The sequence below is a fragment of the Herminiimonas sp. KBW02 genome, assembly GCF_003852535.1.
In the GTDB taxonomy this organism is placed as follows: Bacteria; Pseudomonadota; Gammaproteobacteria; order Burkholderiales; family Burkholderiaceae_D; genus Oxalicibacterium.
Genome location: NZ_QAJP01000008.1, coordinates 273,308 through 289,003, shown reverse-complemented (window position 1 = coordinate 289,003; position 15,696 = coordinate 273,308). Strand labels below are relative to the sequence as shown.

15 protein-coding genes are annotated in these 15,696 nt (G+C 54.8%); 13 read left to right on the top strand and 2 right to left on the bottom strand.

Annotated features, from left to right (window positions below; translation table 11 throughout):
- The first annotated feature begins 194 nt into the window (after positions 1-194).
- The 7 genes from DBR37_RS14615 (at position 195) to ftsB (ending at position 9,037) form a co-directional block, all read left to right on the top strand.
- Positions 195-1,460, top strand: coding sequence for a lipoprotein-releasing ABC transporter permease subunit (locus DBR37_RS14615; protein WP_124575211.1), 1,266 nt, complete (start codon positions 195-197; stop codon positions 1,458-1,460).
- Positions 1,453-2,139, top strand: a complete 687-nt coding sequence (lolD, locus tag DBR37_RS14610; RefSeq protein WP_124575210.1) for a lipoprotein-releasing ABC transporter ATP-binding protein LolD — start codon at positions 1,453-1,455, stop codon at positions 2,137-2,139. The genes DBR37_RS14615 and lolD overlap by 8 nt, the downstream gene beginning before the upstream one ends.
- Positions 2,140-2,196: 57 nt before the next feature.
- Positions 2,197-2,994 (top strand): TatD family hydrolase, encoded by a 798-nt coding sequence (locus DBR37_RS14605; RefSeq protein ID WP_124575209.1) that lies wholly within the window; start codon positions 2,197-2,199, stop codon positions 2,992-2,994.
- 8 nt (positions 2,995-3,002) lie between these two features.
- Positions 3,003-5,417, top strand: a complete 2,415-nt coding sequence (locus tag DBR37_RS14600) for a DNA internalization-related competence protein ComEC/Rec2 (RefSeq protein ID WP_124575208.1) — start codon at positions 3,003-3,005, stop codon at positions 5,415-5,417.
- Between the two features lie 218 nt (positions 5,418-5,635).
- Positions 5,636-7,279 carry a CTP synthase gene (locus DBR37_RS14595; RefSeq protein ID WP_124575207.1) on the top strand — a complete coding sequence of 548 codons (1,644 nt, stop codon included), beginning with the start codon at positions 5,636-5,638 and terminating at the stop codon, positions 7,277-7,279.
- Positions 7,280-7,364: 85 nt separating this feature from the next.
- Positions 7,365-8,648 carry a phosphopyruvate hydratase gene (eno, locus tag DBR37_RS14590; RefSeq protein ID WP_124575206.1) on the top strand — a complete coding sequence of 428 codons (1,284 nt, stop codon included), beginning with the start codon at positions 7,365-7,367 and terminating at the stop codon, positions 8,646-8,648.
- Positions 8,649-8,704: 56 nt separating this feature from the next.
- Positions 8,705-9,037 carry a cell division protein FtsB gene (gene ftsB / locus DBR37_RS14585; RefSeq protein ID WP_124575205.1) on the top strand — a complete coding sequence of 111 codons (333 nt, stop codon included), beginning with the start codon at positions 8,705-8,707 and terminating at the stop codon, positions 9,035-9,037.
- 36 nt (positions 9,038-9,073) lie between these two features.
- On the opposite strand, the gene hslO is transcribed toward ftsB, so the two are convergent.
- On the bottom strand, positions 9,074-10,000 hold the full coding sequence (gene hslO / locus DBR37_RS14580; protein WP_124575204.1) for an Hsp33 family molecular chaperone HslO: 927 nt from the start codon (positions 9,998-10,000) through the stop codon (positions 9,074-9,076).
- 2 nt (positions 10,001-10,002) lie between these two features.
- Positions 10,003-10,527, bottom strand: a complete 525-nt coding sequence (locus tag DBR37_RS14575) for a gamma carbonic anhydrase family protein (protein ID WP_124575203.1) — start codon at positions 10,525-10,527, stop codon at positions 10,003-10,005.
- A gap of 184 nt (positions 10,528-10,711) precedes the next feature.
- Between DBR37_RS14575 and DBR37_RS14570 the strand changes: the two genes are divergently transcribed.
- From DBR37_RS14570 to DBR37_RS14545, 6 genes are all read left to right on the top strand, one after another.
- A complete protein-coding gene (locus tag DBR37_RS14570) occupies positions 10,712-11,545 on the top strand; it encodes a ferritin-like domain-containing protein (RefSeq protein ID WP_124575202.1) in 834 nt (277 codons plus the stop codon).
- A 187-nt stretch (positions 11,546-11,732) separates the two neighbouring features.
- Positions 11,733-12,041, top strand: coding sequence for a hypothetical protein (locus DBR37_RS14565; protein WP_124575201.1), 309 nt, complete (start codon positions 11,733-11,735; stop codon positions 12,039-12,041).
- 185 nt (positions 12,042-12,226) lie between these two features.
- On the top strand, positions 12,227-13,093 hold the full coding sequence (locus tag DBR37_RS14560; protein WP_124575200.1) for an alpha/beta fold hydrolase: 867 nt from the start codon (positions 12,227-12,229) through the stop codon (positions 13,091-13,093).
- A 94-nt stretch (positions 13,094-13,187) separates the two neighbouring features.
- The gene (locus DBR37_RS14555; RefSeq protein ID WP_124575199.1) at positions 13,188-14,024 is read left to right on the top strand and encodes a 3',5'-nucleoside bisphosphate phosphatase; all 837 of its coding nucleotides are present in this window, start codon (positions 13,188-13,190) and stop codon (positions 14,022-14,024) included.
- 102 nt (positions 14,025-14,126) lie between these two features.
- Complete coding sequence (gene htpX, locus DBR37_RS14550; RefSeq protein ID WP_124575198.1) at positions 14,127-14,999, top strand: protease HtpX; 873 nt, start codon at positions 14,127-14,129, stop codon at positions 14,997-14,999.
- 59 nt (positions 15,000-15,058) lie between these two features.
- Positions 15,059-15,682 carry an L-threonylcarbamoyladenylate synthase gene (locus DBR37_RS14545; protein ID WP_124575197.1) on the top strand — a complete coding sequence of 208 codons (624 nt, stop codon included), beginning with the start codon at positions 15,059-15,061 and terminating at the stop codon, positions 15,680-15,682.
- Positions 15,683-15,696 lie beyond the last annotated feature (14 nt).

The window sequence follows — 15,696 nt, the reverse complement described above, 5'->3', positions numbered from 1 at the left end:
CGCGATTGTAGGGCAATTGCGTGATCCGCTGCTATCTGGATCGTTGTCTGGACCGTTATCTGCATTTGTATCTGCCGGGAACGTAAATAGATATGGCATAGTCAATCGCTGGTACGCTTGCCGCTTTTCAACCTTGTGCCGTGCTGGCAAGGGGGAATGTATGGCAAACTGCGTGCTGCATTCAGGAGCCCTCTTTGAGCATCATAAAAAACCTATCTTTCGAATGGCTGGTCGGCATACGTTATACGCGTGCCGGACGACGTAGTGGTCGTAACAGCTTTATTTCATTTATCTCGCTGATTTCGATGGCGGGTATCGCGCTCGGCGTGGCGGCACTGATTATTGTGTTGTCGGTCATGAACGGCTTCCAGAAGGAAGTGCGTGACCGCATGCTGTCGGTGCTCTCACATATAGAAATCTTTGAGCCGCAAGGTGCGTTGCCGGACTGGCAGGCGACTGCGCGTGAAGCCTTCACCAATAAAGAAGTACTGGGCGCTGCACCGTATGTGGATGCACAGGCCATGATGACGCGTGATGACACTTTGCGTGGTGTCGCGGTGCGTGGTGTGTTGCCGGCAGAAGAGCCTAAAGTTTCGGACGTCGCGTCACAGGTGCGTCAGGGCAGTCTGAATAATTTGCGCGCAGGTGAATTTAATATCGTGCTGGGCAATGAGCTGGCACGCAGCATGGGCGCGCAACTGGGTGACAAGGTGACGATGATCGCGCCGCAAGGGCAGGTTACGCCAGCAGGTGTAATCCCGCGTCTCAAGCAATTTACCGTGGCCGGGATTTTTGATTCTGGTCACTTTGAATACGATTCGACGCTGGCCTTCATCCATATTAATGATGCGATGACCATGTTCAAGCTGCCGGCGCCCTCCGGTTTGCGCCTGAAGATCAAGGATATGCAACAGGCGCCGCAGGTAGCGATGGATTTGACGCAAGTCATCAGCGGCAATGTGCTGATACGTGACTGGTCGCGTCAGAACCGTAACTGGTTCGCTGCGGTGCAGACAGAAAAACGCATGATGTTCATCATTCTGACCCTGATTATCGCGGTAGCGGCATTCAATCTGGTGTCTACCTTGGTGATGACAGTGACCGACAAGCAAGCCGACATCGCAATTCTGCGTACCCTCGGTGCTTCGCCGCGTTCCATCATGAAGATCTTCATGATCCAGGGCGCTTTGGTCGGTCTGATAGGTACTGCGCTGGGTGTCGGTGGTGGTGTGCTGATCGCTTCGAATATCGATGTGATCGTGCCGTTCATCGAACGCTTGCTGCAGGTGCAGTTCCTGCCTAAGGATATTTATCTGATTAGCGAACTGCCATCCGATTTGCGCTGGAACGATGTCTGGACGATCGGTAGCGTGGCCGTGGTACTTTCTTTTGTTGCGACGCTGTACCCAAGCTGGTGGGCTGCCCGCGTAAAACCTGCGGAGGCATTGCGTTATGAGTGATCAAGTATTGGCGTGTCGCGATCTGGCTAAGACTTTCACGCAAGGGAAGTATGCGGTCAATGTGCTGAAAGGCATCAGCCTGGATATCGTCAAGGGCGAACGCGTGGCCATCGTCGGCGCTTCTGGTTCCGGCAAATCAACCTTGCTGCATTTGCTAGGTGGCCTGGATACGCCTAGTGAAGGTTCGGTGACCTTGCTGGGGCAGGACTTTGCGACGCTGGATGAAAAGAAGCGTGGTGACTTGCGTAACCAGTCGCTGGGCTTTGTGTATCAGTTCCATCATCTCTTACCAGAGTTTTCTGCGTTGGATAATGTGGCGATGCCGCTGATGATACGGCGTGTGCCACGTGCGGAAGCGCATGAAACAGCGCGCAAAATATTGGCGCGGGTCGGTCTTGAGCATCGCGTCACACACGTGCCGGGTGAGTTGTCCGGTGGTGAGCGACAACGGGTGGCACTGGCGCGGGCGCTGGTGACGCAACCGGCTTGCGTACTGGCAGATGAACCTACCGGTAACCTGGATAGAGCGACTGCGCAAAAAACTTTCGACCTGATGCTGGAGTTGTCACGTACTTTGGGCACCGCGTTTATCATCGTGACGCATGATGTTGAGCTGGCGACGCACTGCGACCGGATTCTGCGTTTGTCGGATGAGGGGCTGCAGCCTTATACGGATTGATTTTCGGGATAGCTATGGATGATTTGCACTTCTATCATCTGATTGCGCATCGTTGATATGTGGGTAGATACACACTGTCATCTGGATGCGGCTGAGTTTGCGGGTGTTGAAGACACCATTGCAGTCGGTGCGGCGCAAAGTGAGGTCAGCATGATCGTGATCCCGGCGGTTGCGCGCGACAACTTCGTGACGGTGGCTGAGCTGGCGCGCAAGCATGCCAATTGCAGTTACGCCCTCGGCATCCATCCCATCTATGTACCGCAGGCACAGGAGAGTGATCTCGCGCTGTTGCGCGAGACGGTGGCTGCTGCGATGAACGATCCCCGTTTTGTCGCATTGGGTGAGATAGGCCTGGATTTTTTTGTGCCTATGCTGACCACGCCGGAGATGCGCGAGAAGCAGGAATTCTTTTATGCAGAACAGCTCAAGATCGCGCGTGATTTTGACTTGCCGGTGTTGCTCCATGTGCGGCGTTCGCAGGACAGCATCCTGAAATACTTGCGTCGCATAAAAGTGGTCGGCGGCATTGCACATGCTTTCAACGGCAGCTTCCAGCAGGCTGAAACCTTTATCTCTCTCAATTTCAAACTCGGTTTTGGCGGTGCCATGACTTTTACGCGTGCGCTGCAGATCAGGCGCATGGCGGCGACCTTGCCGATTGAAGCCATCGTGCTGGAAACCGATGCGCCCGATATTTCTCCGGCCTGGTTGCACCCTGAGCGCAATAGTCCTGAGCAATTGCCACGTATAGGCCAGGTGCTGGCTGAATTGCGTGAACTGCCGCTGGACGTCGTCGCACGCCAGACGACCGCCAATGCGCTTGCCGTGATGCCGCGGCTGGGCGGCTTTATCTAGCTGCAGGCATGCGTAGTGCAATCCTCGGCTTTGTCATAGGGGCCGCCTGGCTACAAACACGCGCTACGCTGCCGCAATATTTCACCATCCTGCTGCTTCTGATTGCTGCCTGTGTATTGATCGCACTGGCGCGTCACTCCATCTTGCAAAAACTCAAGCCCCCTTTATTCGTACTGTTTGGTGCGATCCTGGGCTTCATCTGGGCAGCTTTATTCGCGCAATATTATTTGTCGCATGAGTTGGCGAAGGATCTGGAGGGCAAGGACATCACCGTGATTGGAACGATCTCCAGCCTGCCGAATTATGTTGAACGTGGTGTGCGTTTCAACTTTGCGGTTGAAGAAGTTTTGCCGCTGGAAGGCGTGGTGCCGACCATACCGGGCAAGCTGGCTTTGTCCTGGTACTCATCCTTTAATCCGGCGGATGCGACACCAATTAGCGAGATACATGCCGGTGAGCGCTGGCAGCTGACCTTGCGACTGAAGCGCCCGCATGGCAATGCCAATCCGTATGGTTTTGATTACGAGCGCTGGTTGCTGGAGCAGAATATCCGTGCCACTGGTTATGTGCGTCCGGATCAAAAAGCCGAGCTGAAGAATCAGCGACTCTCTCCGTTTGTGTTCAGTTTCAATAATGTGGTCGAGCGTAGTCGCGGCTGGTTGCGGCAACGTATTGAACGAACGCTGGATGGGAAGCCCTATGCGGGTGTGATCGTGGCGCTGGTGGTGGGTGATCAGCGCGCTATCAGCCAATCGGACTGGGCGGTATTCAACCGGACCGGCGTCTCTCATCTGATCTCAATTTCCGGTTTGCATATCACCATGATCGCCGCCATGTTTGCCGGTCTGGTCTTTGCATTGTGGCGGCGTTCTTTTTTCACTTTAGCCAGGTTGCCTTTGCTGCTGCCGGCGCAAAAAGCCGCGGCGCTGGCGGGCGGTCTGGCAGCTCTGGTGTATGTCTTGCTGGCCGGTTCCGGAGTGCCTGCGCAGCGCACGCTGTATATGCTGACGGTGGTGGCGCTGGCCTTGTGGTACGGCCGGATTACCAGCGTTTCTTATGTCTTGTGTGTAGCCTTGGGTGTGGTGGTGGTGCTTGATCCTTGGGCGGTACTGGGGCCGGGTTTCTGGCTCTCTTTCGGCGCTGTTGCAGTGATCATGTATGTCAGCGTCGGACGGGCGCGGGCACCCGCCCAGTCTGCACAATCGCGTTGGCGTGTTGCATTGAAGAACGCCGGGTTGACGCAATACGCAGTCACGATAGGGCTGGTGCCGTTTACCGTATTGTTGTTTGGCCAGGCTTCACTGGTCAGTCCGATCGCCAATGCGGTGGCGATACCGCTAGTCAGTTTCTTTGTTACGCCGCTGGCACTGGCAGGCAGCGTGTTGCCCGCGCCTTTATCCGGCTGGTGTCTGGAGTTTGCGCATTTCCTGATCCGGGAGCTGGCGCAATTGCTGGGCTGGATGAGTGGCTGGCAATTGGCCGTCTGGACTGTGCCTATTCCTGCATGGTGGATGTTTGCGCTGGCCCTGTCTGGCACGGTCTGGATGCTGGCGCCGCGTGGCTGGCCTGCGCGATACCTGGGCGCATTTGCCTGGTTGCCCTTGCTGTTGAATACTGCGGCTCATCCGCGTGCGGGTGAAATGTGGGTGACGGCCTTTGATGTAGGGCAGGGCATGGCCTTGCTGGTGGAAACGGAAAAACACCGCCTGCTCTACGATACCGGGCCGGTTTACGCGCCGGAATCGGACGGCGGCAATCGCGTCATCCTGCCTTATCTGCATGCGCGCGGGATTAACCGGCTCGACGGTGTGATGATTTCGCATAGCGACAACGACCATTCGGGCGGAGCCTTGTCAATATTGAAGGAAGTCGAAGTCGCGCAGCTGTCGAGTTCGCTGCCGCTCGATCACCCGATAGTGAATAGCGGGCCGCCGCACCAGCGTTGTGCGGCCGGGCAGACTTGGGAGTGGGATGGTGCGCGGTTTGAGGTGTTGCATCCGTCAACTGATAGTTACGAGAGCAGCAAGTGGAAGCCAAATGCGCGCAGTTGCACGCTGAAGATTACGCTGGGCGAGCACGCCATCCTGTTGCCTGGCGATATAGAAGCGCGGCAGGAGGCGGAGCTGGTCGCCAATCAGGCAGATATGTTGCGCGCCGATATATTGCTGGCGCCGCATCACGGCAGCGGTACCTCATCGACCGAGCCTTTCCTGCGTGCCGTCGATCCGCAATTTGCAGTGTTCCAGGTCGGTTACCGCAACCGTTACCGTCATCCCAAGCAGGAAGTCTATGATCGCTACGGCGCTTTGGGGATTTCACGCCTGCGCAGCGATGATACCGGCGCCATCAGCCTGCATTTCGGCCAGCAGCTGCAAGTGAGCGATTATCGCAGCGAGCATGCGCGCTACTGGTATGGCCGTTGACAGGGTACTTCGGCTGGCGTTGCGATTTTTGTACTGTCACTGGTTTTTTGCGCAAAGCCTTGTGCCACAAGGTTTTGCCGATACAGGCCTGAACGCGGCAGGAGGGAAACCGGAGAATTTGTTTCGCCGGCTTTAAATTCATCTGAAAACCTCGAAGAACCAGGTGGGTTTGCGGTATAATTTGAATTTCCCGCACGTGCCATTCGGCACCTTCTGTAATGACCAAGTTTGTATTCGTCACTGGCGGCGTTGTGTCTTCCCTCGGTAAAGGGATAGCCGCCGCCTCTCTCGCTGCGATCCTCGAATCGCGCGGCCTCAAAGTCACTCTTCTCAAGCTCGATCCGTATATCAACGTTGATCCAGGCACGATGAGTCCGTTCCAGCACGGTGAAGTCTTCGTTACCGAAGACGGCGCCGAGACCGATCTCGATCTCGGTCACTATGAACGCTTCATCACCGCCAAGATGCGCAAGGTGAATAACTTTACGACCGGCCAGATTTATGAATCCGTGATCCGCAAGGAACGTCGCGGTGAGTATCTGGGCAAGACGGTGCAGGTTATTCCGCACATCACCAACGAGATCCAGGATTACATCCATCGTGGCGCTGAAGGTTTTGATGTTGCTCTGGTGGAAATCGGCGGTACGGTCGGCGATATCGAATCGTTGCCTTTCCTCGAAGCTGCCCGTCAACTGAGTTTGCGCGCCGGCCGTAACGCTGCCGCATTTGTGCACCTGACCCTGGTTCCTTACCTCGCGTCTGCCGGTGAACTGAAAACCAAACCGACCCAGCACAGCGTACAAAAACTGCGTGAAATCGGTATTTCGCCAGACGCCTTGCTGTGCCGTGCAGATCGCCAGATTCCTGATGATGAACGGGCGAAGATTTCGCTGTTCTCGAACGTACAGGAAGACGCGGTTATCTCGGTCTGGGATGCCGACACGATTTACAAGATTCCTCAAATGCTGCATGACCAGGGCCTGGATCGCATCGTTTGCGAAAAACTCGCCTTGTCGCCAAAACCGGCCGATCTGTCGATCTGGACCAAACTGGTACATGCACTGGAAAATCCAAAAGACAGCGTCACCATCGGTATGGTCGGTAAGTACGTCGACCTGACCGAGTCGTACAAATCGCTGACGGAAGCATTGCGTCACGCCGGCATTCATACCGAAAGCCGCGTCAATATCGAGTACCTGGATTCGGAAGAAATCGAATCGACCGGTCCGCAATGCCTGGCCAAGTACGATGCGATCCTGGTACCTGGCGGCTTCGGCAAGCGCGGTGTAGAAGGCAAGATTGCTTCTGCCCGTTTTGCCCGCGAAAGCAAAATCCCTTACCTCGGCATCTGCCTCGGCATGCAAGTCGCGCTGATTGAATATGCGCGCGATGTGGCTGGTCTGACTAAAGCCAACTCGACCGAGTTCGATCCGGACACCGAACAACCAGTGGTAGCACTGATCAATGAATGGCAAAACCATGACGGCAAAGTAGAACGTCGTGATGCCAATTCCGATCTGGGCGGCACCATGCGCCTGGGTGCGCAAACCTGTGCAGTCAAGCCGGGTACGCTGGCAGCAGAAATCTATGGCAATGAAGTGACCGAGCGTCACCGTCATCGCTATGAAGCAAATAATCATTATCTTGGTCGTGTTGAAGATGCAGGCCTGATTGTTTCGGCGCGCACACCAACCGAATCCCTGTGTGAAATCATGGAATTGCCACGTACCGCGCACCCTTGGTATGTCGGCGTGCAGTATCACCCTGAGTTCAAGTCAACCCCGCGTGACGGACATCCGTTGTTCATCTCGTTCATCAAGGCGGCGCTGGCACACAAACATGCAGGGCAGGCCAAGAAGTAAAGGGGATATAAACCCGGCAACGAGTATCGAAGCAGCTTCCATATTCATACAAACGTTAAAAGAATTTGTAATTTAGGAGAATTAGATGAGTGCAATTGTTGACATCATTGGTCGCGAAGTAATTGATTCACGCGGCAATCCGACCGTTGAATGCGATGTCTTGCTGGAATCCGGTGTCATGGGCCGTGCGGCCGTACCGTCCGGCGCGTCGACCGGTTCGCGCGAAGCAATCGAATTGCGCGATGGCGACAAGAGTCGTTATTTCGGCAAAGGCGTGTTGAAGGCATGTGAGAACATCAACACCGAAATCTCCGAAGCGATCATGGGCCTGGATGCCAACGAACAGGCTTTCCTTGACCGTACCCTGATCGATCTCGATGGTACCGAAAGCAAATCGCGCCTGGGCGCAAACGCTACTTTGGCAGTGTCGATGGCAGTTGCCAAAGCAGCGGCTGAAGAGTCCGGCTTGCCACTGTATCGCTACTTCGGCGGTTCCGGCGCAATGCAAATGCCTGTGCCTATGATGAACGTCATCAACGGCGGTGCACACGCAAACAACAATCTGGATTTGCAAGAATTCATGATTATTCCAGTCGGTGCGCCTAGCTTCCGCGAAGCCATCCGCTACGGTGCGGAAGTGTTCCACACCCTGAAAAAAATCATCAATGACAAAGGCTTGCCAACTTCGGTAGGTGATGAAGGCGGTTTCGCTCCTTCGGTGGAAAATCACGAAGCAGCGATCAAACTGATCCTGCAAGCGATCGAACAAGCCGGCTACGAGCCAGGTACACAGATCGCTCTGGGCCTGGATTGCGCAGCCAGCGAATTCTACAAAGATGGCAAATACAATCTGTCCGGCGAAGGCATGACCTTGTCGAGCGCTGACTTCACCAACCTGCTGGGCACCTGGTGCGACAAATACCCTATCATCTCGATCGAAGACGGCATGGCTGAAAACGATTGGGAAGGCTGGGCGACACTGACCAACGCATTGGGTAAAAAAGTGCAATTGGTCGGCGACGATTTGTTCGTGACCAACACCAAGATCCTGCGTGAAGGCATCCAGAAAAACATCGCTAACTCGATCCTGATCAAGATCAACCAGATCGGTACCCTGACCGAAACGTTCGCTGCGATTGAAATGGCGAAACGTGCTGGTTACACCGCTGTGATTTCGCATCGCTCGGGCGAAACCGAAGATTCGACCATTGCGGATATCGCAGTTGGCACCAATTCGCTGCAAATCAAAACCGGCTCGATGTCGCGTTCGGATCGTATGGCGAAGTACAACCAATTGCTGCGCATAGAAGAAGATTTGGGTGATATCGCGAGCTATCCAGGTCGCGGTGCATTCTACAATCTGAAGTAAGCGCTATCCGGTCATGCAGCTTTGCTGAATGACCGGAATTTCCTTGTAGATGTCTGATGCGCCTCATTATTCTTTGTCTCGCAGCGCTGGTAGTGCTGATCCAATTCCCGCTCTGGCTGGGGAAGGGCGGCTGGCTGCGCGTATGGGATCTCGATCACCAGGTGGTCGCGGCACAGAAAAAGAATGATGAGCTCAAGGCGCGTAACGCCAAGCTGAATTCTGAAGTGCAGGATTTGAAGGAAGGTACCGGCGCCGTTGAAGAACGCGCCCGTTACGAGCTGGGCATGATCAAGGAAAACGAAGTGTTCGTGCAGATTCTTGACCCTAGCAAGAAATCCAACTTCGTCGCCATTCCCCCGCCTGTCATAGAACCCAAAGAAAAACGTTGAATGATGCGTGTCGCATGACACGCATCGTATTTTGCATCAGTGCTTGATCGGGCTGGCCGGAATCAGGGTTTCTACCGGTGCTTCGCTGACGAACAGTTGTGCGCAATCGACCGGATCGAACTCGTAATGCTGACCGCAGAAGTCGCAGTCTATCGCCAGTTTCCCCATTTCTTCTAACGCCGAATCCACTTCCGCCTGACCCAGCATCTTCAGCATGGAGCCGACTTTTTCGCGTGTGCAGGTGCACAGGAAGTTCGGATGTTTCGGATCGAAAATGCGGATGTCTTCTTCCCAGAACAGGCGACGCATCACAGTTTCGATATCAGTCGAGAGCAATTCTTCGGTGCGCAGGGTGGACGCCAGCATCACGGAGCGATCCCATGGTTCCATCTCTTCACCGCTGGCCGACTTGATGCCGCCTTCGCCTGGCAATTTTTGCAGCAGCAAACCACGTGAGACATGGGCGTCAGCCGCCAGCCACAGGCGGGTGTCCAGCTGTTCTGAGCGCATCATGTAGTTTTCGATGACGGTCGCTACCGATTCGCCATCCAGCGGTACGATGCCCTGATACGCTTGCTGGCCCGGCAGTTTATCTTTCGGATCCAGTGTAATGACAAAGCGGCCGCCGCCATTCTGGTTGACCAGTTGCGGCAGGGTTGCATCGTCGGCGATGACTGCGGTGTCCGACAGTTTGGCCGTTGCGCGCATATTCAGGTCGGAGTCACATTCAACCACCAGCAAACGCAGCGGACCGTCGCCGTGGATTTGCATCACGATGGCGCCGTTGAATTTCAGGTTGGCGGACAGGAGTGCAGCGGCCGACAGCATTTCGCCGAGTATTGTTTTCACCGCTGCAGGATATTCACGTCGTGCCTGCACATGCTTCCATGTTTCGGAAACATCGACCAGTTCACCGCGTACCGCAGTGTTTTCGAACATGAATTTTTGTAGTGTATCGGTCATGCTTATCCTATCCGTTTCAATTTATCTTTAAATTCGCGCGCACGTTCTACATAGCTGTTGGCAATGCGCTGCAAGTTGGCGACGTCCGCCTCATTCAGTGTGCGTATGGCCCGGGCAGGTGCGCCCAGGATCAGCGAGTTATCCGGGAATTCCTTGCCTTCGGTGACCAGTGCACCGGCACCGACCAGGCAGTTCTTGCCGATTTTTGCGCCGTTCAGAATGATGGCCTGGATTCCGACTAATGAACCTTCACCTATGCTGCAGCCATGTATCATGGCCTGATGTCCGACGCTGACATTGTCTGCCAGTGTCAGCGGAAAGCCGGGGTCTGCATGCAGTACAGCGCCTTCCTGCAGATTGCAGTTGCGGCCTATCGTGATGTCTTCGTTGTCACCGCGGATGGCAACCTGGAACCAGACGCTGGAGTTGTCCTTGATCGTGACGCGTCCGACTACGGTGGCGGTATCCGTCACATACGCGCTGGCGGCAATATCGGGGACGTGCTCGCCTAATTGGTAGATGGCCATGTTGTCAGTAGAATAGTAAGGTTTTAATCGTGCCTGAAGGCAAGGCTACAAGTCCCGTAGCCGGATCAATCTCCCCAGATGGGGTCGCATTCCTGAATTGGAAGTCCCGCGCCGGATGAATTTAGGCGCCGGGCCTGGCTGCTTTAATAAAGTAAAGCGTAAAGCGCTATTTTACGTCACTCACATGAATATCCTCGCATCCGCGCCCGGCGCACATATTGAATTGCGCGCACTGGCCTTGCACTGGGCCGGGCAGACTGACGCCACCGCCAAGGCTGTAGGTGTGATCGAATTGGCAAAATCCTGGGGTGAGGGGATGATCGGACTGGATCCGGGTGCCAATTTAGAGGCACAGGTGAGCATACCGGGACGCCCGCTCTTGCCCGAGCTGATCTCGCCCAAATTTGTTAAACATCGCTCTATGCGCACGACCGAAGGACGCGCTGCGCTGATCCATGCGCTGACGCATATCGAGTTCAACGCGATCAACCTGGCGCTGGACGCCATCTGGCGCTTTGCCGGTATGCCGGCGGCTTACTACGCAGACTGGTTGCAGGTGGCGGGTGAAGAGGCGCTGCATTTCTCGCTGCTGGCCGGGCATTTGCAGATACTGGGTCATCAATATGGCGATTTCCCGGCACACAACAGTATGTGGGAAATGGCAGACAAAACCAGCGGCGACATCCTGGCGCGCATGGCGCTGGTGCCGCGTACGCTGGAAGCACGCGGGCTGGATGCGACACCACTGACCCGGGCCAAGCTGGCGCAGGCCGGCGATCAGGCGGCGGCAGAGATACTGGATATCATCCTGCGCGACGAGATAGGGCACGTGGCGATAGGCAATCACTGGTATAAAGTGCTGTGCGATGAGCGCGGGATTGATCCGGTGACAAGTTATGCTGATTTGGCCTTGCACTACAAAGCACCTGTTTTACGTGGGCCTTTCAATCTGGATGCGCGCAGGGCGGCCGGTTTCAGTGAGCTGGAGCTGGAGGCGCTGCAAGGCGACCCACGTTAGATTTCTGCTTCACCTGTTGTTTGCATTTGTTACACCCTGTTACTGCATAAATGGAAACTTGATTCAACGTTCTTAGTCTGATGGAAAGATTGTCGTATCGATAATCGCAATGCGTAGGGGTGTCTCTCAGCCAGTGCAATTTGGTTTGAGACATCTTGTTCGTATCACTTCATAAAAAGGGAAAATCATGAATTCAAGCAAAACTATCATTTCGCTACTGGCAGCAAGTGTGTTGATCGCAGGACTGGCCGCTTGTCAGAAAAAAGAAGAAGTCAGCGGTGGCCCGGCGGAAACTACCGGTCAGAAGATTGACCAGGCTGCAGCCGCTGCCGGACAGAAGATAGATGAAGCCGCTGCCAAGGTTAGTGCCGAAGCAGAAAAAGCCAAGGCTGACATCACCCAGGGCGCGGCAAACATGACTGACGCTGCCGGTAAAAAGGTCGAAGAAGTCGGCGTGAAAATGCAAGACTCGGCTAAAGACAACACCAGCAAATAACATCAGTTATCAGCAAAGCGCGCCGCCAGTTCTGCTGTCGGCGCGCTTTGTTTGTTTACGCTGGTGCGGTTACGCGGACCAGATATGACTGTGGCTGGAATGTAAAATGCTTAGTAGTCATGCGCGGCCACTGCAAGTCGTTTTGCAGAGATATTTTTACCCACGTTTTTTTTATTGAATTCAGCATGAAGTCTTCGTATTCAGAATGGATCACTATCCGCGGTTTGCAATACCACATACGGCATTGGGGCGAGCCCGATGCACCTGTCCTGTTCATGTTGCATGGCTGGATGGATGTGTCTGCTTCGTTCCAGTTCCTGGTCGATAGCCTGCAAGGTGAGTGGCATGTGATTGCACCGGATTGGCGCGGCTTCGGTCTGACGGATCACGCTGCCGGTAACTATTGGTTTCCTGATTACCTGGCCGATCTGGATGCCATCCTGCAGCATTATTCACCGGAGCATGCGGTCAATCTGCTCGGACATAGCCTGGGTGCGAACGTCGCTGGCATTTATGCAGGTGTGCGCTCGCAACGGGTAAAGCGCCTGGTTTTGCTAGAGGGTTTTGGCATGCCGGCGACGCAAGCGCAGGATGCGCCTGCGCGATTTACCAATTGGCTGGATGAGCTGCGTGAGCCGCCGCTACTCCGTAACTATGGCAGTTCAGCTGAGGTGGCGCGTCGTCTGCAAAAGAATAATCCGCGTCTGAATAATGAACGTGCGGCATTTTTATCTGTCCATTGGGCGGTACCTGATAAGGACGGGCGGTGGGAGTTGCAGGCTGATCCTGCACATCGATTATCGAATCCTTATCTGTATCGCATTGAAGAGGTGCTGGCTTGCTGGCGTGCGATTACGGCGCCGGTCTTATGGGTGGAGGGCAAGCAGAGTGAACTGCTGGCGCGTTTCGGTACTGATCCGCGTGCGGTGATCGCTGAACGGATCGCCTGTATTGCCGATGCGCAGGTAGTGCTGCTCGATGATGCGGGGCACATGCTGCAACATGACCAACCGGAAAAACTGGCTGCTGCGATGGAACAATTCCTGGCCTGAAGCCGTCTATCGTCTTTTGCCGTACAGCAAATCAGCGCCATCACGCGTACAATCCTACTATGCGCTTCTGCTGGCGCAACACTATTGAATCTGCATGTTAAACGCTGACCTACACTGCCACTCCATTTTTTCTGACGGTACTTTGACGCCGACGGCTCTGGCTGCACGCGCCAAGGAAAATGGCGTCGATGTATGGGCAATGACCGATCACGATGAAGTCGGCGGCCTGGCGGAAGCACGTACTGCTGCTGCCGCGCTGGATTTACCCTTTGTCGCGGGCGTGGAGATTTCGATCACCTGGTCCGGACAGACCGTGCACATCGTTGGTTTGCAGATAGATGAAACCAATGAAACCCTGGTTCAGGGTCTGGCCAGTACCCGTGGCGGGCGCGAACCACGTGCGCGTGAGATTGCCGCGCAACTGGAAAAAATAGGTATCAAAGGTGCATATGAAGGTGCACTTAAATTCGTCGATAATCCCGACCTGATTTCACGTACCCACTTTGCGCGTTACATCATCGAACTGGGTTTGTGCAATAACCTGCATGATGTTTTTGCTAATTATCTGGGGGAAGGCAAGCCTGGCTTTGTCCCGCATCGCTGGGCCAGTTTGCAGAACTCGGTGGACTGGATACGTGCTGCCGGCGGCATCGCAGTGATTGCGCATCCTGGACGCTATAAATTTACTGATCTCGCATTTGACGCCTTGTTTAAGGAATTTAAATCCTTCGGCGGTGTCGGAATCGAAGTGACGACAGGTAGTCATACCGTCGACCAATATGATTTTTATGCGAAGGTGGCAAAGGATTATGATTTCCTCGCTTCACGCGGTTCCGATTTTCATGGCCCCGGCGAATCGCGCGTTGATCTGGGCGGCTTGCCGCCGTTGCCAACGGGTGTCAAACCGGTATGGCATAACTGGGGGTGGTAAAAGTTGTGAAGATTTCGTTAAAAACAGTGAGTTACACTATTGAAATTTTCGATTGCGGTCTTATTTAGGAATCGCTCTTAACCCCCCTCTGGAGGCTATTGAATGAAACGTATTTTCCTGTTCATCGCGACGAATATTGCAGTTATCGCGGTGATGTCTGTGGTTCTGTCACTGCTGGGCGTAGACCGCTTTATCTCGCAGGCTGGACTGAACCTGCCTATGCTGCTGGTATTCTCGCTGGTGGTTGGCTTTACCGGTTCCATCATCTCGCTGCTGATCAGCAAGCCGATGGCGAAGTGGTCAACTGGTGCACGCGTCATTGATGCGCCGTCGTCGAGCACTGAATTGTGGCTGGTTGACACCGTCGGCAAGCTGGCACAACGTGCTGGTATCCGCACACCGGAAGTCGCTGTTTACGATGGCGAGCCGAATGCATTCGCGACCGGCGCTTTCCGTGATTCCGCCCTGGTTGCGGTGTCGACCGGACTGCTGCAAAGCATGACCAAGGAAGAAGTTGAAGCCGTGCTCGCACATGAAGTAGCCCACGTTGCCAATGGCGACATGGTGACCATGACGCTGGTACAAGGCGTGGTCAATACCTTCGTTGTGTTCCTGTCGCGTGTGGTTGGTTACTTTGTTGATCGTGCGATCTCGCGTGACAACAATAACAGCCAGGGCATCGGTTATACGATTACCGTGATCGTGTCGCAAATCGTGTTCGGTATTGCCGCTTCGGTGATCGTCGCATGGTTTTCGCGTCATCGCGAATATCGTGCGGATGCTGGTGCCGCCAAATTGCTGGGTAGCCCGCAACCGATGATGAAAGCTTTGGCGCGTCTGGGCGGCATAGAGCCGACCAGCTTGCCTGAAGGTCTGGCCTCGCTGGGTATCAACGATAAGCCTGGATTTGCTGCCTTGTTCTCCAGTCATCCGCCTATCGAAGATCGTATTGCCGCATTGCGTAACCTGCGATAATTTTTTAAAAAAGGAACGCGTGGCGGCGGTGGCTTAATAGCTGCCGCCGCTCTTATTTTATGAGCCAATTTTTTCAAATTCATCCGGACAATCCGCAAGCGCGCCTGATTAATCAGGCTGTGCAAATCGTCAGAGATGGCGGCATCGTCGCCTTGCCGACGGATTCCTGCTATGCGCTGGTCTGTCATCTTGACGACAAGGATGCCGTGGCGCGCCTGCGTCGCATCCGTAATGTCGACGACAAGCATCACCTGACGCTGCTGTGCCGTGACCTGAGTGAGATTTCTCTGTACGCCAAAGTGGATAACCAGCAGTACCGTTTGCTGAAAGCGGCCACGCCGGGTGCTTACACTTTCATCCTCGAAGCGACCAAGGAAGTGCCGCGTCGCCTCAGTCACCCGTCGCGCAAGACGATAGGTTTGCGTGTGCCGGAAAACCGCATCGTGCATGCCTTGCTGGAAGAATTGGCGCAACCTTTGCTGGGCACCACATTGATCCTGCCGGGTGAAGATGAGCCGCTGACCGATCCGGAAGAGGTGCGCGACCGCCTGAACAAGGTGGTGGATCTGGTGATAGATGGTGGCGCCTGCAGTTTTGAGCCGACTACCGTGATCGATCTGACCAGCGGTGAACCCGTATTGCAGCGCCAGGGGCGCGGCGATGTTGCACTGTTCGGTCTGTAATGAGAACTCATTTC